The 21,783-nt window shown below is 71.7% G+C and carries 10 protein-coding genes and 1 pseudogene; 7 read left to right on the top strand and 4 right to left on the bottom strand.

What is annotated here, in order from left to right; all coding sequences use genetic code 11:
- The 3 genes and pseudogenes from D7W82_RS16595 to D7W82_RS40970 form a co-directional block, all read right to left on the bottom strand.
- Positions 1–603, bottom strand: a pseudogene (locus D7W82_RS16595) (apolipoprotein acyltransferase); the annotation flags it as partial.
- Positions 600–1,175: a PadR family transcriptional regulator gene (locus tag D7W82_RS16590; RefSeq protein WP_120619286.1), complete on the bottom strand. Its 576-nt coding sequence runs from the start codon at positions 1,173–1,175 to the stop codon at positions 600–602. The pseudogene D7W82_RS16595 and the gene D7W82_RS16590, both read right to left, overlap by 4 nt.
- Positions 1,176–1,239: 64 nt before the next feature.
- Positions 1,240–2,175, bottom strand: a complete 936-nt coding sequence (locus D7W82_RS40970; RefSeq protein ID WP_233587661.1) for a GNAT family N-acetyltransferase — start codon at positions 2,173–2,175, stop codon at positions 1,240–1,242.
- A gap of 51 nt (positions 2,176–2,226) precedes the next feature.
- Between D7W82_RS40970 and D7W82_RS16580 the strand changes: the two genes are divergently transcribed.
- From D7W82_RS16580 to D7W82_RS16570, 3 genes are read left to right on the top strand one after another with little or no spacing between them, the layout of a single operon-like run.
- Positions 2,227–3,402, top strand: a complete 1,176-nt coding sequence (locus tag D7W82_RS16580; RefSeq protein ID WP_120619285.1) for a trypsin-like serine protease — start codon at positions 2,227–2,229, stop codon at positions 3,400–3,402.
- A gap of 50 nt (positions 3,403–3,452) precedes the next feature.
- Entirely contained in the window at positions 3,453–5,486 is a 2,034-nt protein-coding gene (locus D7W82_RS16575) for a CHAT domain-containing protein (protein WP_120619284.1), read from the top strand.
- Positions 5,483–9,130: a hypothetical protein gene (locus D7W82_RS16570; RefSeq protein ID WP_120619283.1), complete on the top strand. Its 3,648-nt coding sequence runs from the start codon at positions 5,483–5,485 to the stop codon at positions 9,128–9,130. Before D7W82_RS16575 ends, D7W82_RS16570 begins: the two co-directional genes overlap by 4 nt.
- Here D7W82_RS16570 and D7W82_RS16565 read toward each other — a convergent pair.
- A complete protein-coding gene (locus D7W82_RS16565) occupies positions 9,113–10,576 on the bottom strand; it encodes a hypothetical protein (RefSeq protein ID WP_120619282.1) in 1,464 nt (487 codons plus the stop codon). The genes D7W82_RS16570 and D7W82_RS16565 overlap by 18 nt on opposite strands.
- Positions 10,577–10,745: 169 nt before the next feature.
- Between D7W82_RS16565 and D7W82_RS16560 the strand changes: the two genes are divergently transcribed.
- From D7W82_RS16560 to D7W82_RS16545, 4 genes are all read left to right on the top strand, one after another.
- The gene (locus D7W82_RS16560; protein ID WP_158617680.1) at positions 10,746–11,156 is read left to right on the top strand and encodes a response regulator transcription factor; all 411 of its coding nucleotides are present in this window, start codon (positions 10,746–10,748) and stop codon (positions 11,154–11,156) included.
- Positions 11,157–11,311: 155 nt separating this feature from the next.
- A complete protein-coding gene (locus D7W82_RS16555; protein WP_120619289.1) occupies positions 11,312–11,701 on the top strand; it encodes a response regulator in 390 nt (129 codons plus the stop codon).
- 495 nt (positions 11,702–12,196) lie between these two features.
- Positions 12,197–20,605 carry an Ig-like domain-containing protein gene (locus tag D7W82_RS42355; RefSeq protein WP_158617679.1) on the top strand — a complete coding sequence of 2,803 codons (8,409 nt, stop codon included), beginning with the start codon at positions 12,197–12,199 and terminating at the stop codon, positions 20,603–20,605.
- Positions 20,602–21,783, top strand: coding sequence for a FecR domain-containing protein (locus D7W82_RS16545; RefSeq protein WP_233587659.1), 1,182 nt, complete (start codon positions 20,602–20,604; stop codon positions 21,781–21,783). The genes D7W82_RS42355 and D7W82_RS16545 overlap by 4 nt, the downstream gene beginning before the upstream one ends.

Below are 21,783 nucleotides of genomic sequence, written 5' to 3'. Positions count from 1 at the left end.
CACCAGGACCGCCGCGTACACCGCCACTCCGGGCAGGACGCGGCGCCCCGTGTCCCGGTGCTCGAACGCCCAGTTGGCCACCGTGGCGAACCACACCAGGACGAACGTCAGACCCCACAACCCCGTCACCGACACCCACTGCACCAGCACCGGCACCTTTGCCTGGGTGTAGGCCAGCACGCCCCACGTGCCGAACGGGTTGCCCAGGCTGCTGAAGAGCTCCAGCCCCGTCGTCGCCGCCGGCAGGAAGAGCGTCCCCGCGAAGGAGCTGCGCGGCCCCACGACGAGCCGGTCCGCCAGGTACAGCCCCGCGACGACCACCGCGCCTCCCAGGGCCATGCCGAAGGCGCTCGCGGCGGAGCCCGGGAACACCCCCAGGTTCGCCACGCCAGCGGCGACGGTGTTGGCCACCAGCAGCCCCACGAAGCCCACCACGGGACGCTGCCGCCGGGAGAAGAAGAGGAACAGGGCGCCCATCAGCCAGCCGGGCAGCACTGCCCACTCCGTGTTCAGCAACAGCACCATCCCGGCCCCGACACCCAGGGCGAGCCACGGCATGAGCGTGGGCAGGCGCCCCGCTCCTTCGTCCGGATGACCGCTCATCGCGCTCCCCTCTTCTTCGCCGGCTTCAGCCGCTCAAGTGCTTCGCGCGCCTCGTCACACCAACGCAGGTGCGCCTCCAGCCCGAGCAGCCCCGCGCGAATCGACAGGTGCTGGTAGGCGAACTCCGGATCGTCCTTCCGGGAGTGGCGGACGTCCCCGTCGATGAGGCGCAGCACGGTCAGCAGTCCCTCCGCCTCGGCGCGGCTGCGCTCCACCTGTGCCAGGGAGTCCGCGGGCCCCACCTGGGCCCCGAAGAAGAGCTTGAGCAACAGCTCGTTGCGCTCGACGTGCGGGAGCACCGGCCGCCTCAGCCATTCCGCGAGCGCCGTCCGTCCCGCCGCCGTCACCCGGTACACCTTGCGGACCCGTCCGCCCTGCGTGCGCTCCGCCGGCTCCAACTCCACCAGCCGCTCCTCCGCCATCCGCTCCAACGTCGGGTACAGGTTGCCGTAGCTCTCCTGCCAGAAGTGCCCCACCGACCGCTCGATGGCGCTTCGCAGGTCGTACCCACTCATCGGCTCCCGGCACAGCATCCCCAGGATGGCGAACCGACAGGTGCTCTCCCTCGCCATGACTGCCTCCTCCATCCGGATATATCAGGCTGATATATCCGGCGACCAGCCCCGCGAATCACCGCTACAGCAGGCGGCAGAGCCACACGCTGGGGATGGCGGCATGGAAGCCGGCCTTCTCGAAGGCGCGCCGCGCCGCGGCGTGACTCGCGTCGCCACCGGTCGCCACGGTGGCGACCCTGGCGCCCGCGCGCTTCATGTGGCCGAGCGCGTATTCGTAGAGCGACGTCCCGACCCCGTGTCCGGCATGATCGGGATGGACCGCGTTCAGGCCTATCTCGCCAATGAACGTCTCCGGGTCGACCCTCACCGCGACGAAGCCGACCACGCGCAGGTTGACCTCAGCCACGAACACGTCCCAGCCCGAGTCCGGAGCGATGAGTCCTCGAAGCATGTCGGCCTGGACTGCGTCCTGCTTCGCCTGCGCGAGCTCGTAGATCTCTTCGCCCAGGAGCGCGCGGAACGACGCGAACACGGGCTCGAAGGCCGCCCGGCGGATGTCTTCGAGGATCACCCCGTCAGCCACCGATGCGTGGCGGATGTAAAAGCGCCGCCGCGCGGTGGCACGATTGAAGAACTGCCAGACGTGGTCGCGGGCCTCGTCGCTCAACCCCAGCGCCTCGGCGCGCTCCAGCAGCGACTTCAACTCCTCGGCGCTCAACAGCGGCCGCAGGTCCACGTGGTACTCCTGCAGGGAGAACTGGTGCACCAGCACCCGGGCCGCGACCTCACGCAGCTCCTGCTCGTTACCAACGATGAGGGTCTTCGCGAGCCGCTCCAGGAGGGTGTTCCGCTCCAGAAAGGCTCCCCGTCTCATGCACAGGTCGCTCAGCGCCCAGAGCGCGTTCTTTCGCTGCCGGATGGAGAGCTGGCCCTGTTCGACAATCTCCACCAGCGCGTCGAACACCGCGGGTCCGCGCTTGTGGAGTTCCAACAGGTCGACAGGGACCCGCCACTTGTCCAACTCATTGATGAGCCAGCGATACGCCTTCGCATCCATGACAGCCACGCTCCCAGTTCAAGCGGTGAAAACAAGTCATAGAGTGGCGACATGTCCTTTTCTCGCTCGTCCTTCCCGTGGTCCCCCTCCCTGCGCGCCACCGTCGCGCTGGGCCTCCTGTCCCTGGGTGCTGGCTGTGGCCCTGAAGGGGTCAGTGATCCGCCGCCAGTGGCGCGGACTGCGCGGCCTCTCCTGGGGGCCACGCCCGCCGCCGCCGGTGAGTTCCCCTGGATGGTGTCCCTCCAGGACACGGCCGGGAACCACCTGTGTGGCGGCACCATCATCAACACCCACTGGGTCCTCACCTCACGCCAGTGCGTGCTGGGGACCGGCACCGTGACGCCCCCGCATCCCAGCACCCTGCGGGTCGTGGCGGGCGGCAACAGCCTGTCGTCGATGAGCAGCGCGGGACAGGTGAGCACGCTGCTGGACATCATTCCCCTCATTGGCTCGTGGGATGTGACGCAGGGCAAGGACGCGGCCCTCCTGCGATTGATGACCCCGCTGACGCTCAATGGCACCACGGTGGCGGCCCTGCCGGTGGCGACTGCGGCGGATGTCTCCGCCGGCTACACCGCCCCGGGGGTCATCGCCACGCTCTCGGGCTGGGGGCAGACGACCCCGGGCAGCGCAATCCCAGACGCATTGCAGAAGATGAGCGTGCCGCTGATGTCCAACGCGGATGCCTCCCTGGCGCTGGGACAACCCCTCACCACCGACCAGCTGGGGGCGGATGGTTCGGCGCAGGGCAACGCCTTCTGCACGGGGGACGTGGGGGGCCCGCTGGTGGTGGACGGTCCCTCTGGGAAGAAGCTGGTGGGGGTCGCCAGCTACAACCTGGGCTGCTCGGCGCCGAACATCTTCGAGCGGGCTGACTACCTCAAGGGGTTCATCGACTACATGACCCCGCGGCTGAACACCGCGCCGCGGGCGACGCTGCAGCACGTGAACGCAGCCCAGGGCGGCTGGAAGCACTACTCCCTGACCCTGCCGTCGGGCATCCCCGCGTTCACCGTGTCGCTCCAGAAGGGCACCGGCAATGGCACCCTCTACGTGCGCTACGGCGGAGCGCCCACGCTGACGAACTACACCTGCCGCTCCGGCGCCACGGACAGCAACCTGGAGTATTGCTCGCTCTACTACCCGAGCCAGGGCACCTGGTACATCTCCGTGTATGGCGAGACGGCTGTCGTCGAGGCCTCCATGCTCGGCCGTACCTTCTATTGAGACGGCCGCCTGCTTCGGGTGCCGTGTGGACGGGGTAGGCTCCCACGTGCATGAGCACGAGCGGAACGGCGGCGCCCGGATACTGGCTGGAGGTCGACCTCGCGCTGGCGGGCGATGAGGTCAGCGCCACGGCGCGAGGCAGCGGCGGCCAGCAGCCCGCGCCGCACAGGTTGGGGCCCGCGCACTCGCGCGAGTCCCTCCGCCGCTTCGGTGAGTGGGTGCGGGACGCGGCCGTGCGCGGGGTGCCCCTGGAGTCTCCCGAGCAGGCGCGGGCGCTGCACTCCGCGCTCTTCCGCGAGGGGCTCCAGGAGGTGCTGCTCGAGCTGCGCGGTGTGTCGCGCAACACCGCGAGCCAGAAGCCACTGCTGCTGCGGCTCCTGCCTCGGGACCGCGAGCTCCAGGCGCTTCCCTGGGAGGCGCTCTGTGGGCCGTCCGGGCCGCTCGACTTCCTCGGCATCTCGCCGGAGCTGTGCATCGTGCGCGGGGTGCAGTCCACGAAGCCCTGGCTTCCTCGCGAGGTCACCGGGGCCGTGCGGCTGCTCGTCGTCTCGCCGCTGGACGAAGAGGCCCCGGCCCGCCTGCGCGCCATGCTCCAGCCGGCCATCGACTCCGGAGCGCTGGAGTGGATGGAGCCGCTCGCAGGGGCCCGCTCGCGGCGCGACTACGTCATCGACCGGCTCCGCTCGGAACCCGCGCCGCACATCCTGCACTTCATCGGTCACGGCGGCGTGGACGCGAAGGGGGCTCCGGTCCTGCAACTCACGGACGCGGACGGCGCGTCCGCGGGGCTCTCCGTGGAGCTGCTGGCGAAGGAGCTGGCGGGAGCCTTCCGGGGTGATCTGCGATTGGTGGTGCTCGAAGCCTGTCAGGGCGCTCAACCGGGGGCGCTGACGAGCGCGGCGGAGCTGCTCGCGCAGGGCGGCGCGGACGCGGTGGTGGCGCACCTGTGGCCGGTGAAGACAGACGTGGCGCGCGCGTGCTCGCGGGCCTTCTACCGCTCGCTGGTGGGAGACACGCGGCACCGGGGCGACGTGGCCCGCTGCCTCCACGACGCGCGCAGCACGGTGCTGACGGAGTTCGGCGAGAGCGCCGAGGCCTTCTCCCCCGTGCTGTACCTGCGGGGCAGTGACACCACCCTCTTCTCCTTCCGGCCCGCCCGGACGAACACCGCGCCCCGCGCCCCCGTGCAGGCCGAACCGGCGCGCACAGAGGACCCGTCCCTGCGCGGGCTGGTGGACCTGGTCGCACGGCCCTTCTCCCTGGTGCTGGGCGACCACGGGGGCATCACGGACGAGGGCCTGCGGGAGCTTCTGCACGGCCGGATGCGGGGCACGCCGTGGGCCGTGCCGGACGCGCTGCCGATGAGCGCGCTGGCGCAGCGGTTCACGCTGCGCTTCGGGCCCAAGACGCTGGACTCGCACTTCCAGGAGGTGTTCCGGGATGCGACGCCCACGCTGCCGCTGGTGGAGGCGCTGGCGCGGCGGCTGAAGCCCGGCGTCCACATCACGCTCTTGCGCATGCCCGTGTTGGAGCACGCGCTCGCGCTGCACCGGCCGGAGCTGCCGCTGTATGTCATCCAGCCCTCGTCCCCCGACGAGGGCTCCGCGCTGATCCGACGGCGCCTGCCGGGACAGGGCTGGGAGCCGCTCGACGCGCTGCCCCTGGACTTCGACCCCTTGCGCGACGTGGCGCTGGTGAGGCTGTACCGGGGCTACCTGCCCGACCGCGTCTTCGAAACACCCCTGCTCACGGAGGACGACTACCTGCACGGTGTGCGGGACCTGGAGTCCATCCTGCCGCCGGATCTGGCGGACGCCATCCTGGGGGCGCTGGACAGCCGGCCCGCGCTGCTCGTGGGATTGTCCTTGCTGGCATGGCACCACCGCATGCTGCTGTCGCGGCTGTTCGGACGCCGGCCGCTCCCGCGCAAGAGCCTGGTGCTGCTGGAGCCCGGGGTGCATGAGGCGGAGTCGTGGAAGTCTGGCAGGGGCCTTCCCGCGGGCGCGGGCATCCAGGTGGTGCAGGCGGAAGCGGGCGCGGTGGCGGAGTCCCTGGGCACGGGGACGCCGGGAGGTTCGCGATGAGCGCCCCGAAGAATCCCTTCCTCGGGCCGCAGCCCTACCGCGCGTCTGACAGCGATCGCTTCTTCGGCCGCGAGACCGTGACGCAGCGGCTGGTGAACCGCATCCTCGCGCACCCGTGCCTCACGCTCTTCGGCCCCTCGGGCGCGGGGAAGTCGTCGGTGATGCAGGCCGGCGTGATTCCGCTCCTGGAGGAGGCGCACGAGTTCCGCACGGTGCGCATCGACGGGTGGCTCGCGGGGGAGGCTCCGCTGGCGCGGCTCGTGCGCACGATGCACGCGGAGCTGGAGCTGGGGCCGCCGCCGGAGCAGGCGGGGACCGCGGAGGCGCTGGACACGGCGCTGGAGCTCGCGTCGCAGCGCTCGGACCGGCCGGTGCTCATCTACCTGGACCAGTTGGAGCAGCTCTTCCTTCCGGGGCGCGACGTGGAGGCGACGGGCGCGCTGCTGAAGGGACTGGACGCGCTGGCGCGCAAGCCGGTGCGCGGGCTTCAGCTGGTGCTGGCGATGCGCGAGGACTACCTGGGGCGCTTCCGCGACCGCGTGCGGGGCCGGCGCGAGCTCTTGGAGCAGGGCTTCCGGCTGGGGCCGCTCACCGTGGGCGAGATGGTGAAGGTGTCGTGCCGGCTGGCCACCGAGAAGGGCCTGCCCTCGCAGCCCTGGTCCGAGCAGGAGGTGCGTGCGCTGATGCGGCAGGTGCGCATGGCGGGCCAGAGCGAGCAGGACGATGACGCCGAGGTGCAGGCCGCGTTCGCGCAGATCGTCTGCCGGGCGCTGTGGGACGAGCGGGCGCGGGGCCAGGCCGTGGAGCCTGTCGCCGCGGAGCCGATGGTGCACCGCTACCTGGAGGCGACGCTGGACGCGCTCGGCTCCGACAAGAAGCGGGCGGCGCGCCGGTTGCTGGAGCAGCACCTCATCGCGAGCGACGGCAGCCGGACCCTGCTGACGGAGCAGGAGGCCCGCGCAGAGCTGCCACCCGAGCACGCGGATGAGGTGCTGACGCACCTGGAAGCGGCGGCGGTGCTGCACGCGGAGCAGCACCAGGGCAGCCGGTACTTCGAGCTGGGCCACGACTGGCTCGCTCGCAAGGTCTTCGAACTCAAGCAGCAACGCATCGAGCGTGAGTCCGCGCAACGACAGCGCCGGCGTGAAGCGGCGGAGCGGCGCAGGCTGATCATCCTGGCGTCGGTGGCGGCGGGCGTGGCGGTGCTGATGACCCTGCTGCTCATCTGGGCCTTGACGGAACAAGCCCATGCGAAGCGGGCGAAGACGGACGCGGAGAACGCGAAGCAGGAGGCCGACAAGCAGGCGCGAGACGCGCGGGGTCTGGCGTTGATGACGGGGGCTCGTGACCTGCAAGGCCGCGGCTACACCGCGATGGCCACGAAGCTGCTGCTCGAAGTGCCCGCTCCCGAGCAGGCGCGGTGGTGGACGCAGCTGGCGCATGACTTCCTGAAGGAGCCCATTCCGGAGGTGACCTTCCAGGGAGCGTCTCCGCTGCAGGTCGCGGCCTTCAGCCCGGACGGCCAGCGGGTGGCGGCGGCTTCCCAGGAGGGAACCGCGTGGGTATGGCGCGTGGACGGGACGGGCACCCCCGTGGTGTTGACGGGCCATGTGGGCCGAGTCGGATCCATCGAGTTCAGCCCGGACGGGCGATGGGTTGTCACCGCCTCCCGGGACGCCACCGTCCGGGTGTGGCGGGCGGATGGGACGGGCACGCCCGTGGTGCTCCAGGGGTACGAGGACACCGTTCACTCCGCGAGGTTCAGTCCGGATGGCCAGTGGCTGGTGACTGCTTCGGCGGACATGAGCGTGCAGGTGCGGCGGGCGGATGGGACCGGCAAGCCCGTGCTGCTGGCCGGGCACGAGGCCTCGGTCCTGTCAGCGCGCTTCAGCCCGGATGGGCGGCGCGTGGTGACCACGTCGTTCGACGGGACGGCGCGGGTGTGGCGGGCGGATGGGAAGGGCTCGCCCGTGGTCCTCAAGGGGCACACCCGGCCCGTCTCCTCCGCCGAGTTCAGCCCGGATGGCCTGTGGGTGGTGACGGCCTCCGAGGACAAGACAGCGCGGGTGTGGAAGGCGGACGGGAAGGGCTCGCCCGTGGTGCTCAAGGGCCACGAAGGGGACGTGTACTCCGCCAGGTTCAGCCCGGATGGCCTGTGGGTGGTGACGGCCTCCGAGGACAAGACCGCGCGGGTCTGGAAGGCGGATGGGACGGGCCTGCCCGTCGTGCTCGGAGGACATGAAGCCCCTGTCTCCTCCGCCGGGTTCAGCCCGGATGGCCGGTGGGTGGTGACCGCGTCCTCTGACGGGACCGCAAGGGTGTGGAAGGCAGATGGAATGATCCCGCCCCGGGTGCTCAAGGGGCACCAGGGCTGGGTCCAGGACGCGCGCTTCAGTCCGGACGGGCAACGGATCCTCACCGCGTCCAGGGATGGAACCCTCAAGGTCTGGAGGGCGGGCGAGCCGGAGCTCCCCGTGGTGTTCCAGAGGCCAGGAGAAGGGGTCTGGTCCGCGCGGTTCAGTCCGGATGGGCAGCGGGTCGTCACGGCGGGCACCGACGGCGCGGCGCGCGTCTGGACCGCTGACGGGACTGGAATCCTCGCGGTGCTCGATGAGCACGCGGGCTCCGTTTCGTCGGCCGCGTTCAGCCCGGATGGACACCAGGTGGTGACGGTCTCCAAGGACGGAAGTGCGCGGGTGTGGCGGGCGGATGGGACAGGCCTTCCGGTGGTGATGCGCGGGGATCCGCTCAGGCCCATCGGCTCAGCGGAGTTCAGCCCGGATGGTCAGTCGGTGTTGACCACGCGCTGGTTCGGCGGCGCGCCCCAGGTGTGGAGGGCGGACGGGAGCGGGACACCGCGGGTGCTGGGTGACGACGAAGCGCACTCCGCCCGGTTCAGCCGCGACGGTCAGTGGGTCGTGACCGCGTCGGGCCGAACCCCGAAGGTGCTGAGGGCGGATGGAACGGGCACGCCCGTGGTGCTCCTGGGACATGGGGGTGACGTCTCCTCCGCCGAGTTCAGCCCCGACGGCCAGTGGGTGGTGACCGCGTCCCAGGACAAGACCGCGCGGGTGTGGAAGGCGGACGGGACGGGCACGCCCGTCGTGCTCAAGGGACATGGGGGCGCCGTCTTCTCCGCCGGCTTCAGCCCCGACGGCCAGTGGGTGGTGACCGCGTCCCAGGACAAGACCGCGCGGGTGTGGAAGGCCGACGGGACGGGCACGCCCGTCGTGCTCAAGGGACACCTGGACCGCGTCGCCTCCGCCGGCTTCAGCCCGGATGGCCGCCAGGTGGTGACGGCCTCCGAGGACAGGACCGCGCGGGTGTGGAGGGCGGACGGGACGGGCACGCCCCTGGTGCTCCAGGGCTGTGAGTCGGAAGTCGCCTCCGCCGAGTTCAGTCCGGCCGGGAACCAGGTCCTGACGGTGTGCACCGATGCCCAGGCACAGCTCTGGCCCCTGGAGGTTTCGGAGCTCCAGCGGCGGCTCCGGGCCGTCAACAAGGACTGCCTTCCTCCGGACGTCCGTCGCAGCTACCTGGATGAAACCGAGGAGCAGGCGCGCAGCGGCTATGCGGAATGTGAGCGGGTCCAGGGACGGGATCCGCTCGTGACGCCGCCGCCGACGCTACGGCTGCTGCCCTGAAAGCCTCGCGGCGGGATCTCCGAGCAGCACATAGCCGCGCAAGTCATTGCGCAGCATCCATTGATAGCCCTGTCGCTTCGGGTCGACCGGATCCGGAATGCCATACACCTGCGCGTCCTGCCGCGCCCGGTAGCCCGCCAGCAGCGCGTCGTTGACGCCCCGGTACGCGCTCATCAGCGAGTCCAGGGCGACGCCCGCGCGGCTGCCATGGGACAGGACCTGGAGCGCGGAGAGGACCCGCGAGGCACGGCTGCGCGTCATGTCCTCCGAGTCCAGGAACCCGAGCGTCCACGCCAGGTCGCTGTGGCCGATGATGCCCAGCGGGCCGCGCGGGTTCGCCAGCAGGGCCTGGGGCAGCGCCGCCATGAAGGGCCGCTCCCCTGCCCTGGGCAGGCTGTGCAGCACGGAGTCAGGACGGCCCGCGTACCCGCCAGCCGCGGCGATCTGCGCAAGCCATGCGTGGAACGCGCTGTCCGGCGGCGTCGCCGCGCCGAAGCACGCCACGCTGAACCACATGCCTCCGGGCAGGAAGGGCGTGTCGCGCAGCAGTGCGCCCGTGAGCGGTGGGCCTCCACCCAGCGTCAGCGCGCCCTGCATGGCCCGCTGCTCCTGGGGAGAAGCCCAGCCCTTCGAGGGCCGCCCCAACCCATGCGCCACCGTGAGCATCACCGCCGAGCGCGCACCGGCCGCGGCCTCCAGGAGCGCGTCCGCGTCCGCATAGTCATAGGGAACCTCCTGGACCTTCAACGCGGGCCGCTTCTGCTTCCACCGCGTCTCCATGACCTGCCGGCAGGGCTCCACCAGCAGCTGGTGTCCCGAAGTCGTCGCCGTCGTCCCGTCCCGCGCCGTGTACAGGAGCATGTCGGGGGCCTCCGGAGGCGCGCCCCGCTTCTCGGCCGCGACCACCTTCTCCGCGTAGGACGTGTAGCCCGCGAGGTCCGGTTCACCGCCGGGCAGCCCCACGTGAAGCCGCCCCACGAACGCGCCATGCGCGAGCCCGTGCTGCAACTCGATGGACACGTCAGGCAGGTCCCCGAGCAGCAGCAGGTACCTGGGACGTTCCTCCTCGGGGACGTCCTCGGCCCGGTGCACCGACTCCTTCCAGCGCACCGCCGCGTTCGCGTCCATGCCGGGAGGAACGCGGTAGCGCATCACGGGAGCGCCCTGCTCCTGCTCGCGGTGCTGGAGGAGCGGCTCGATGGCGCGAAGCAGGGCATCGCCCGTCGTGCCTGACGGCGCGATGACTCCCCAGCGCTGCGAGGCCAGGTCATTCGGGTTCGCGTCGGGGCGCTCCAGCGTCATGCCCTCGGCACGGCGCGGGAGCGGCGCGGGCCTGGGCGCATCCCGGGTGGAGTCCGCGGGGAGCCCTTCCTCCAGCACCGGCCGGCGGTCGTCCGCGCGCGCGAGCAGCAGCTGCAGCGCTTCATCCTTCACGGGCTCAGGCATCCTTTGGCTCCCAGCGGGACGTTCGTCCTATTGATTCCAGAATCCGGAGACCGGTCCAGGAATTGGAAAGCAGCTCCGTCCGCGCCCGCCCCCTCCCTTCCAATCCCTTGCAATGACTGGAAGGGCGCATGACGCCCCGCGTGGCACAACCGCTGCACTGTTGCTGTGCATGCACGGTAAAATCCTCCTCCTCGATTCGAAGCCCCCGGTTCGTGGGGCGACGGCGCGTCACCTGACGGCCGCGGGCTTCACCGTCCTCACCGCTCGCACGGATGCCCAGGCTCGCAGCCTGCTGGACACGAACCTGTTCGACGCGGTCCTCATCGACCATCCCTTCGGCCGGCCCGGCATGGAGGAAGGTCTGCGGTTCGCTCGCGACCTGCGCCTGCTGGACTCGCACGTCCCCATCCTGCTGATGACGGCGCTGCCCCTGGACGAGGTCCGGCACTCGGCGTGGAGCAGCGGCATCACCAAGCTGCTGCCCAAGCCGCAGCTGATGCCGGTGCTCATCCTCCACCTGTCCGCGCTCATCCCCGCCGCGGCCAACGAGGACCAGCCCCAGCCCATCCCCATGCGCTGAAAAGCCGGGCTGCCGTCCTTGTCTGTTTCAGTCCGGATTCCGGAAAATGGATCCGCAACCTGGACAAACGCGCGCGGCGGACAGGTTTCCGCCGGGCCAAGTGGCTGTAACGACTTCTTTGTTTTATTCCCTGGGCCCTGGCCCCTCCCTTGCTCATGCTTCCCCGTGTGCCCCGGAACCTGCTGATCGTCGATGATGAAACGGTCCTGTGCTGGGTCCTGGGCCGCTTCTTCTCCAGCGCCGGGTACGAGGTCGACTCGGCCACGGACCTGGACGAGGCCCTGGAGCGCGTGAAGCGCGGCCGGTACGACCTGGTCATCAGCGACCTGCGCCTGAGCGGAACGCAGTCCGAGGAAGGGCTCATCATCGCGGAGCGGCTGCGCAAGTCCTCCCCCGCCACGCGCATGGTGCTGCTGACGGCGTTCGCGACGCCGGACCTGGGGACGCGCGCGCAGGCGCTGGGCGTGGACCTGGTGCTGAGCAAGCCCCAGCCGCTGCCGGACCTGGCCGTGCACGTGTCGCAATTGCTGGAAGCTCCGCGCTGAAGCCGCGCGGTTGGCGGATCCACTCCACGTCCGGGTGCCCTCGTGGCGACGTCGCCGCGCGAGCGCGACGCGTCCGTTCGCGAGGCCCGGGGTGACGCACCGGGACTCGCGTGGGAGCGGATCCGGATTCCGGAAAATGGATCCGCAAGTTGGACAACGCGCTCCGTGCGAGCGCGTCACCTATTCCAAACACTCGAAAGAATTCAGCCGCGCTCGTCCGGCGGGAGACTGGCCCTGGCCTTGCTTTTCCAGTGCTTCGTGCCGCCCCCCCCGCCCATCGCCGATGACGCGACGCCGCGCCTGAGGCCTCCCGGTTCGGTGCTCCCCCAGCACCTGAACCTGCCCGCGCATGCGCCAGGACACACGGCGGGAGCGGGTTCCAGCACACCCCCACCGGACCGACGGAGCTCCATGGACCCCACTCCTACTGACGTCACCCTCGCTTCCGGCCGGGTCACCTCTCCCTTCGCGCGTGCCTGGATGGTGTCGTGCCTGGTGCTCCTGGCACTGCTTCCCCAGGTGGCCTCCGCCGCTCCGGCGCTGCGCTACCAGGTGGATCAACGGGGCGACTTCGTCCTGTTCGGCAACACGCTGTCGCAGGAGTGCCGCTCCGGCACCCCGGCGCCGTTGGTCGGGACGGTGGGGGCGTGCGGCAGCAACATCACCGACCAGGCGTCCGACGTGCACTGGACCACCGACGGCCTCACGGCGTTCGCGGACACGTCGGTGGATCCGGCGGACACCAAGAGCCAGGCGGTGCTGGTGCTGCCCGCGGGCGCGGTGGTGACGTACGCGCGGCTGTACTGGGGCGCCGTGCGCTCGGTGCCGAGCCGCACGGGTCCCACGCAGCCGGGCACGTCCGTGACGCTGTCGCGGGTGGGCGCGGGCGCGTTCACCACGGCCGTCACCGCGGACTCCAGCAGGAGCATCTCGTCCAGCGGCAACTACACCTATCAGTCCACGGCGGACGTGACGGCGCTGGTGCAGCAGCGCGGCACGGGCGCGTACCTGCTCGCTGGCGCGGACACGCTGGACTTCCGCAACGTCGACGACACCCTCCCCTACTCCGGTTGGGCGATGGTCGTCTTCTACCGGCTGGCCAGCGAGCCCCTGCGCAACCTCACCCTCTTTGACGGGCTGGATGCGGTGAGCAGCGGCGTGAGCGCGACGGCCACCCTGTCCGGCTTCCTGGTGCCGGCCTCCGGCTACACGGCGAAGCTGGGCGTCATCGCCTACGAGGGTGAGAACTCGTTCTCGGGCGACGCGCTGAACTTCAACGGCGTGGCCCTGTCCGACGCGCAGAACCCGGTGAACAACTTCTTCAACGGCACGCGCAGCCGGCTGGGCGTGGCGCAGAGCAACGAAGGGGACCTGCCGCGCTTCGCCGGCACGCCCGGCACCACCGAGGGCCTGGACCTGGACGTGGTGGACATCACCTCGCGCGTCTCCGCGGGCCAGACGTCCGCCACGGTGTCCGCCACCTCCACGGCGGATCAGTACCTGCTGGGCGCGTTCATCACGTCCATCTCCACGCAGAAGCCGGACTTCATCCAGACGGTAAAGAGCGTGGCGCCGGTGTCGCCGCGGCCGGACGGCAGCCTGCGCGGCGGCGACGTGCTGGAGTACACGGTGCAGACGACGAACACGGGGGATGACTCCGGCATCCTCACGGTGCTCACGGACAACCTGCCCTCGAATGTCACCTACGTGCCGGGCACGCTGCGGGTGACGACAGGCGCCAACGCGGGCGCGAAGACGGACGCGACGGGTGACGACCAGGGCGACTACGACGCGGCGAACCGCCGGCTCACGGTGCGCCTGGGCACGGGCGCCAACGCCACCCAGGGCGGCGTCATCAACATCGGCGCGAGCACGACCGTCATGTTCCGGGTGACCATCAACGTGGGGGCCGCGGGGAGCATCGACAATCAGGCCCTCGTGCGCAGCACCGGGCAGCAGGGAGCGCCGGAGACGACGTTCCCGTCCTCGCCGCCGGTGGGGAGCGGCCCCACGACGACGCCGGTGGGAGCGCCTCCCGCGCCCACGGTGGTGGCGCCCACGGCGGGGTCCACGCTGGCGACGGGCACGCCCACCTTCAGCGGCACCGCGGAGGCGGGCAACACCGTCACCGTTCGCGAGGGCACCACGGTGCTGTGCACGGCGACGGTGAACGCGTCCGGCAACTGGAGCTGCACCCCCTCCGTGCCGCTCCCGGATGGCGCGCGCACGGTGACCGCGCAGGCGGCGGACTCCAGCGGCAACCTCAGCCCCACGACGTCCGTGGGGTTCACCGTGGACACGACGGCGCCGGTGGCCCCGGTCATCTCCACGCCCGCGCAGAACGCGCAGCTCAACACGGCGACGCCGACGTTCACGGGCACCGCGGAGGCAGGCAGCACCGTCACGGTGCGCGAGGGCACGACGGTCCTCTGCACCACGACGGCCAACGCCGTGACGGGCGCCTGGAGCTGCGCGTCCGGCGTGACGCTGGGGTCCGGCCCGCACACCGTGACGGCGACGGCGCGGGACGCGGTGGGCAACACCGGCCCCGCGTCCGCCGGACGCACGTTCGTGGTGGACGTGACGGCTCCGCCAGCGCCGGTCATCGTCTCGCCCGCGAGTGGCGCGGCGGTGGGCAGCACGACGCCCACGTTCAGCGGCTTCGCGGAGGCCGGGAGCACCGTCACCGTGGTGGTGGGCGGCGTCACCGTCTGCACCGCGACGGCCAATGCCTCCGGGGCGTGGTCCTGCGTGTCGGCCACGACGCTGCCGCAGGGCGCCCAGACGGCGACCGCCACCGCCACCGACGCGGCGGGCAACACCGGTCCGGCCAGCACGACCTCCTTCAGCGTGGACACCGTGGCTCCGGCCGCTCCGGTCGTGACGGCGCCCACGGCCAACCAGGCCGTGACGACGAAGACGCCGGTGCTCAGCGGCACGGCGGAGGCCAACAGCACCGTGACCGTGCGTGAGGGCACGACGATCCTCTGCGCCACGACGGCCAACGCCTCCGGCGCCTGGTCCTGCACGTCCCCCACGCTCGCGGAAGGGACGCACACCATCACCGCCACGGCGCGCGATGCGGCGGGCAACACCGGCCCTGCGAGCACGGCCGTGCCCTTCTCGGTGGACTCCGTGGCTCCGGTCGCTCCGGTCGTCACGGCGCCCACGGCCAACCAGACGCTGGCCACGCAGACGCCGATCCTCAGCGGCACCGCGGAGGCGAACAGCACCGTCACCGTTCGTGAAGGCACCACCATCCTGTGCACCGCGACGGCCAATGCGTCTGGCGCCTGGTCCTGCACGTCCTCCACGCTCTCGGAAGGCGCGCACACCGTCACCGCGACCGCTCGGGATGCGGCAGGTAACACGGGTCCGGCCAGCACCGCCGTCCCCTTCTCCGTGGACACGGTCGCGCCCGCGGCTCCGGTCATCACCTCGCCCACGGCCAACCAGTCGGTGGGCTCGCAGACGCCGGACCTCTCCGGTACGGCGGAGGCCAACAGCACCGTCACCGTGCGCGAGGGCACGACGATCCTCTGCACCGCCACGGCCAACGCCTCCGGCGCCTGGTCCTGCACGTCCTCCACGCTCTCCGACGGCCCGCACATCATCACCGCGACCGCTCGGGACGCGGCGGGCAACACGAGCCCGGCGAGCACGTCCGTGCCCTTCACGGTGGACACCACCGCCCCGGCGCTTCCGGTCGTCACGGCGCCTACGCCCGGCCAGCAGGTCGCCACGTCGACCCCAGCCATCACGGGCACGGCCGAGGCCAACAGCACCGTCACCGTGCGCGAAGGCACCACCGTGCTGTGCACCACGACGGCTGACTCCAGCGGCGCGTGGTCCTGCACGTCCTCCACGCTCACGGACGGTCCGCACACCGTGTCCGTCACGGCGCGCGACGCGGTGGGCAATACCAGCCCTGCTCGCACCGTGTCCTTCACCGTCGACGCCAGCGTGCCCGATGCGCCGGTCATCGCCTCGCCCGCGAACGGCGCGGTGCTGGATGCCGCTCCCGTCACCTACAGCGGCACGGCCGAGCCCGGCAGCCGCGTCACGGTGACGGTGGACGGCACCCCGCTGGGCACCGTTACCACCAACGGCTCCGGTGAATGGAGCATCACGCCGGGCCCCGCGCTCGCGGACGGTGACCACACCGTCACGGCCGTTGCCCAGGACGCCGCTGGCAACAACAGCCCCGTCGCCACCTCCACCTTCAGCGTGGACACCGCCGCGCCCGACGCGCCGGTCTTCACCGCGCCGGCTCCGAACACGACGGTCACCACCGCGCGGCCCGCCATCACCGGCACCGCCGACCTCGGCTCGCGGGTGACGCTGGTCATCGGCGGGACCTCCTACGGTCCGCTCACCGTGGATGGCTCCGGCCACTGGAGCTTCACGCCCGCCACCGACCTGCCCCAGGGTCCTGTCACGGTCACCGCCACCGCGACGGACGCGGCGGGCAATGTCAGCGACGCGTCCCAACTGACCTTCACCGTGGACTCGGAGTCGTCCGACACCGTCATCACCTCGCAGCCCCCGCTCGCGAGCAACAGCCCGTCCGCCACGTTCACCTTCCAGGGCACGGACGCGGACGTCGCCGGCTTCGTCTGCACCCTGGACGCGACCAGCGTGGCGTGTGCCTCCCCGTACACCGCGACCGGCCTGGACGAGGGCTCGCACACGTTCACCGTCGCCGCCATCGACTCGGCCGGAAACGTGGACCCCACGCCCGCCAGCTACACCTGGACCGTGGACCTCACGCCTCCCGACGCGCCCGTCGTCCTCCAGCCCACGAGCGGCGAGGTGCTCACCTCCGCCTCGCCCGTCATCACCGGCACCGCCGAGCCGGGCAGCACCGTGTACCTGGTGCTCGACAACGGCGCGCCGCTGGGCCCCGTGCTCGTCAACGCGCAGGGCGAATGGAGCTACCCCGTGCAGGCCACGCTCGCGGACGGCGCGCACACGCTGAGCGCCACCGCCACGGACGCCGCGGGCAACACCAGCCCGCCCGTGTCGCTCACCTTCACCATCGACACCGACGCGCCGGACACCACCATCGAGTCCGGCCCCGCCCAGCCGTCGAACAGCCCCAGCGCCACGTTCGAGTTCAGCTCCACGGGCGGTGGCATCGGCTACGAGTGCAGCGTGGACGACGGGGAGTTCAACTCCTGCGACAGCCCCTTCACGCTCGACACCCTCTCCGAGGGTGAGCACACCCTCGCCGTGCGCGCCGTGGACGCGGCGGGGAACGCCGACCCGACGCCGGCCGAGTACACGTGGACGGTGGACCTGAGCCTCCCGGAGGCCCCGGCCCTCACCTCGCCCGCGAACGGCGACATCTTCAACACGGGCGCGGTGTCCTACGCCGGCACCGCGGAGGCCGGCGCCACCGTGCGCGTGACGGTGGATGGCGTCTTCGTGGGCACGGCCATGGCTTCCGACACGGGCACCTGGACCTTCACCCCGGGCCCCGTGCTGGACACCGGCGCGCACACCGTCAGCGTCGTCGCGGTGGACGCGGCCGGCAACGTCAGCCCGTCCACGAGCGTCACCTTCAGCGTGGACCTCGTGGCGCCGGACACGGTCCTCACCGCGTCCGTCCTCGCTGTCACCTCGAACCGCGACGCCTCCTTCGAGTTCACCTCGAACGAGTCCACCGTGACCTTCGAGTGCCGCTTCGACGCGGGGACCTTCGCGCCCTGCACCAGCCCCCAGACGCGCACCGACCTCGCGGACGGCACGTACACCGTGCAGGTGCGCGCGGTGGACGCGGCCGGCAACGTGGACCCCACGCCCGCCACCTTCACGTGGACCGTGGACACCACCGCGCCGGACACCTTCATCCGCTCCGGTCCGGCCGCCAACGACGCGCCGAATCCGGCCACGTTCGACCTGGACTCCGACGAGACGGGCGTCACCTACGCGTGCAGCCTGGATGACGGTCCGTTCACGTCCTGCGCGGATCCGGCCGTCTTCACCGTGACGTCCGGCCCCCACACGCTCGCCGTGCGCGCCACGGACGCCGCGGGCAACGTGGATGAATCCCCTGCCACCTGGTCCTGGTCCGCGACCGACGACGCCGACAACGACGGCCTCACCGACGCGGAAGAGGCCCAGCACGGCACCGACCCGCGCAACGCCGACACGGATGGTGACGGCCTCTCCGACGGCGTGGAGGTCCACTCCGGCCGCACCGACCCGCTGGATGACGACTCCGACGATGACGGCGTGCTCGACGGCAACGAAGACGCCAACCACGACGGCATCACCCAGGACTCGGAGACCGACCCCACCCTCGCGGACTCCGACTCCGACGGCCTCTCCGACGGTCTGGAGCTGGGCCTCACCGCGCCCCAGGGCTCCGGCACCGACCCGGCCCTCTTCGTCGCGGACGCGGACCCCTCCACCACCACCGACCCGCTCAAGGCCGACACCGACAACGGCGGCGTCTGGGATGGCTTCGAGGACAAGAACCACAACGGCAAGGTGGACCCGGGTGAGACGAACCCGCTCGACGCCGCCGACGACGTGGACGCGGACGGCGACGGCGTGGACAACGCCACCGAGCTGGAGCTGGGCCTGGACCCCTTCAACCCGGACAGCGACGGCGACGGCCTGCCGGACGGCATCGACGGTCTGGTCGACACCGATGGCGACGGCCTCATCGACGCGCTCGACACCGACAGCGACAATGACGGCCTGACGGATGGCGAGGAGGACGTGAACCACGACGGCATCACCCAGGCCACGGAGACCGACCGCCGCAAGGCCGACACGGACGGCGACGGTCTGGGCGATGGCATCGAGGTGCGCGGGCAGAACCCCACCGACCCGCTGGCCAGCGACACGGACGGTGACGGACTGTCGGACGGCGAGGAGGACACCAACGCCAACGGCATCCGCGACGCCAGCGAGTCAGACCCCAACAACGCGGACACCGACGGCGGCGGCGTGTCCGACGGCGTCGAGGTGAAGGGCGGCACAGACCCGCTCGACCCCGACGATGACTTCCAGGTGCTGGGCCGCGGCTGCTCGACGGGCGGTGCCGGGGGCCTGCTCCCGCTGGCGCTGGGGCTGCTGTCCGTGCCGTTCCTCGGGCGTCGCCGCCGGTCCGGCGCGGGCCGGGGGCTGGCGGTGACGGTGGCGGCGGGCCTGTCGCTGGGCGTCGCGTCGCGTGCACAGGCCCAGGCGTCGGTGTCGCAGGCCATCGACGTGCAGCAGTACAAGCCGGGGCCGGGCGCGTACGACGTGCTCGGGCTGAACAGCGCCCGCGTCGCGCCGCACCTGACGTGGAACGTGGGCGCGTCCCTCAACTACGCGCACCATCCGCTCAACTTCTACGACCCGCGCGAGGAGACGTTCGTCTACCGCATCGTGGAGCGGCAGGTGTCGCTGGACCTGATGGGCGCGGTGTCCCTCTTCGACCGGTTGGAGGTGGGCCTGGTGCTGCCGCTGACGGTCACCGGGTCGCAGCCCGCGGGCGTCGTGTCGGAGCAGTTCGCGGACGGCGTGGGCACGGCGGGCCTGGGGGATCTGCGCGTGGTGCCCAAGCTGGCGCTCTTGAACGAGGGCGCGCTGAACCTGGCGGTGGTCGCGCCCTTCACCCTGCCCACCGGCGGCGGGGACCACTTCCTGGGCGCGGAGGGGCTCACCTTCCAGCCTCGCGTGGCCGGCGAGTGGGCCACGCCGTCGCTGCGGTTGCTCGCCAACGTGGGCGTGAACCTCCGCAAGGCGCAGGACCTGCGCAACCTGCGCGTGGGCAGCGAGCTCGCGTTCGGCGTGGGCGCGGAGGTGCCCATCACCCAGGCGCTGTCCGCGCAGGCCACGCTCGCGGGCGCGCTGGGCCTGTCGGAATCCGACAAGGAGGAGTTCCCCCTGGAGCTGCTGGGCGCGGTGAAGTACCGCTTCGCCCAGGGCTTCGCCGCGCACGTGGGCGCCGGGCCGGGCCTCACGCGCGGCTACGGCACGCCCGCCTTCCGCGTGCTCGCGGGGCTGGCCTACACGCCGGGCGGCAGCACCCCGGCTCCTGTGGTTGCCGCGCGGGCCCCCACCTGCGCGCTGGGCCCCGAGGACTTCGACGGCTTCCAAGATGACGACGGCTGCCTGGATCCGGATGACGACAACGACGGCATCCCGGATGTGAGCGACACCTGCCCCACCGAGCCAGAGACCATGAACGGCTACCGCGACGACGACGGCTGCCCGGACACGGTGCCGGAGTCGAAGCCGGAGTCGAAGCAGGCCTCGGAAGGCGCCCCGCCTCCGGCCGCGCTCGCCCTGCCGTCCGCGTCCATCGACACGGACGGCGACGGCATCCCGGACGCGGAGGACCGCTGCCCCACGGCCGCCGAGGACAAGGACGGCTTCGAGGACGAGGACGGCTGCCCGGATCCGGACAACGACAAGGACGGCATCCCGGACACGGAGGACCAGTGCCCGCTGGAGGCGGAGGTCATCAACGGCGTGAAGGACGAGGATGGGTGCCCGGACAAGGGCGCGTCGAAGGTGCGGCTGGAGGGAACGCGCATCGTCATCCTGGACAAGGTGTATTTCGCCACCGGCAAGGACGTCATCCTGGACAGGTCGTTCCCGCTGCTGTCGCAGGTGGCGTCCCTCCTGCGCACCCACCCGGAGCTGGAGCGGGTTCGCGTGGAGGGCCACACCGACAGCCAGGGCGACGACGCGAAGAACCTGGACCTGTCGCAGCGGCGCGCGGACACCGTGGTCAGCTGGCTCCAGAAGGCCGGCATCGCGGCGGAGCGCCTGGAGGCGGTGGGCCAGGGTGAGACGAAGCCCGTGGACACCAATGACACGGCGAAGGGCCGGGAGAACAATCGCCGCGTGGAGTTCAACGTCCTGAAGACCGCCGGCCAGGCGGAAGGAGTGTCGCCGTGAAGAAGGCGGGCGCCCCCCTGCTGCTGTCGCTGCTGCTGTCGGCCTCGCCTGTCGCGGGGCTCGCGGCGGAGGCGGACAGCGCCTGCGGCGGGCTGACGTTCAACAACGGGCGGCTCACGACGGGCCAGCCCCTGGAGGCGAAGGGCCCCCGCACAGAGGCCTGCCTGCGCGAGGTGGCGGAGGCCGTGAAGGCGCGCCCCGCCATCCGCGGCCTCACCGTGGCCGCGAAGCTGCCGGACGCGGAGCGGCTGAATGGCCAGGGCCTGGCGGTGGCGAAGGCCGCGGCGGAGGTGCTGGTGAACGCCGGCGTCCCCCGCACGCGAGTGTCCTTCGTGGCGCCCCCGGCCGACGCCAACACCCCGGGCCACCTGCAGCTCGCGTACGTGGAGCGCCCCACGCAGGTCGCGGTGGCCCGGCTGCGCACGGCCAGCGGACAGGTGACGGCGAGCACCGGCGAGGGACAGCCCACGCCGCGCCTCGCGGGGGACGCGCTGTACGCGGGCGAGCTCGTAGCGACGGATGACACCGGCCGGGCGGAGCTGTCGCTGGCGGACGGCAGCCTCCTGTTCGTGTCCCCCCGGAGCGCCGTGCGCCTGGGCACGCTGGAGCTCACCGCCGAGCGCCAGCGCAAGGTGCTGCTGGACCTGGTGAAGGGCACGGTGGAGACGCAGGCGGCGCCGGGCGGCACGGGCTCCACCTTCGAGGTGCGCACGCGCGGCGCGGTGGCGGGCGTGCGAGGCACGCGCTTCCGCGTGTCCCAGCAGGAGGACGGCACCAGCCGCGTGGAGACGCTGGAGGGCAAGGTGGCCCTGGGCGCGGAAGCAGGCTCCGTGGACGTGGACGCGGGCTTCGGTTCACGGGCCCGGCCGGGCCAGGCGCCGGAGGCGCCCCGTGCGCTCCTCGCGGCGCCGGTGCTGGAGCGGCCCCGGGGCGGCACGTACCCGAAGGCGCCCTCGCTCGTCTGGAAGGCCGTGCCGGGCGCGAAGGTGTACCGGGTGGAGCTGGGGGCGACGGCGGACTTCGCGGGCGGCGTGAAGGTCCAGGAGTCGGCCAACCCCACGGTGGACGCGGCGGTGGCGCCGGGCGCGGGCAAGTGGTTCTGGCGGGTGCTGGCGGTGGATGCCGATGGCTTCGTAGGCTACCCGTCGAAGATCTTCAGCTTCGACGTCGCCGGATGA

Origin of the sequence: Corallococcus sp. CA049B (genome assembly GCF_003611685.1) — a bacterium.
In the GTDB taxonomy this organism is placed as follows: Bacteria; Myxococcota; Myxococcia; order Myxococcales; family Myxococcaceae; genus Corallococcus; species Corallococcus coralloides.
The sequence above is the reverse complement of the archived record's forward strand: the minus strand, read 5'-3'. Positions and strand labels throughout refer to the sequence as shown.

Excerpts from the sequence above, each read along its gene's own strand:
- D7W82_RS16590 (WP_120619286.1), bottom strand. The coding sequence starts at position 1,175 with ATGGCGAGGGAGAGCACCTGTCGGTTCGCCATCCTGGGGATGCTGTGC.
- D7W82_RS40970 (WP_233587661.1), bottom strand. The coding sequence starts at position 2,175 with ATGGATGCGAAGGCGTATCGCTGGCTCATCAATGAGTTGGACAAGTGG.
- D7W82_RS16580 (WP_120619285.1), top strand. The coding sequence starts at position 2,227 with ATGTCCTTTTCTCGCTCGTCCTTCCCGTGGTCCCCCTCCCTGCGCGCC.
- D7W82_RS16575 (WP_120619284.1), top strand. The coding sequence starts at position 3,453 with ATGAGCACGAGCGGAACGGCGGCGCCCGGATACTGGCTGGAGGTCGAC.
- D7W82_RS16570 (WP_120619283.1), top strand. The coding sequence starts at position 5,483 with ATGAGCGCCCCGAAGAATCCCTTCCTCGGGCCGCAGCCCTACCGCGCG.
- D7W82_RS16565 (WP_120619282.1), bottom strand. The coding sequence starts at position 10,576 with ATGCCTGAGCCCGTGAAGGATGAAGCGCTGCAGCTGCTGCTCGCGCGC.
- D7W82_RS16560 (WP_158617680.1), top strand. The coding sequence starts at position 10,746 with ATGCACGGTAAAATCCTCCTCCTCGATTCGAAGCCCCCGGTTCGTGGG.
- D7W82_RS16555 (WP_120619289.1), top strand. The coding sequence starts at position 11,312 with ATGCTTCCCCGTGTGCCCCGGAACCTGCTGATCGTCGATGATGAAACG.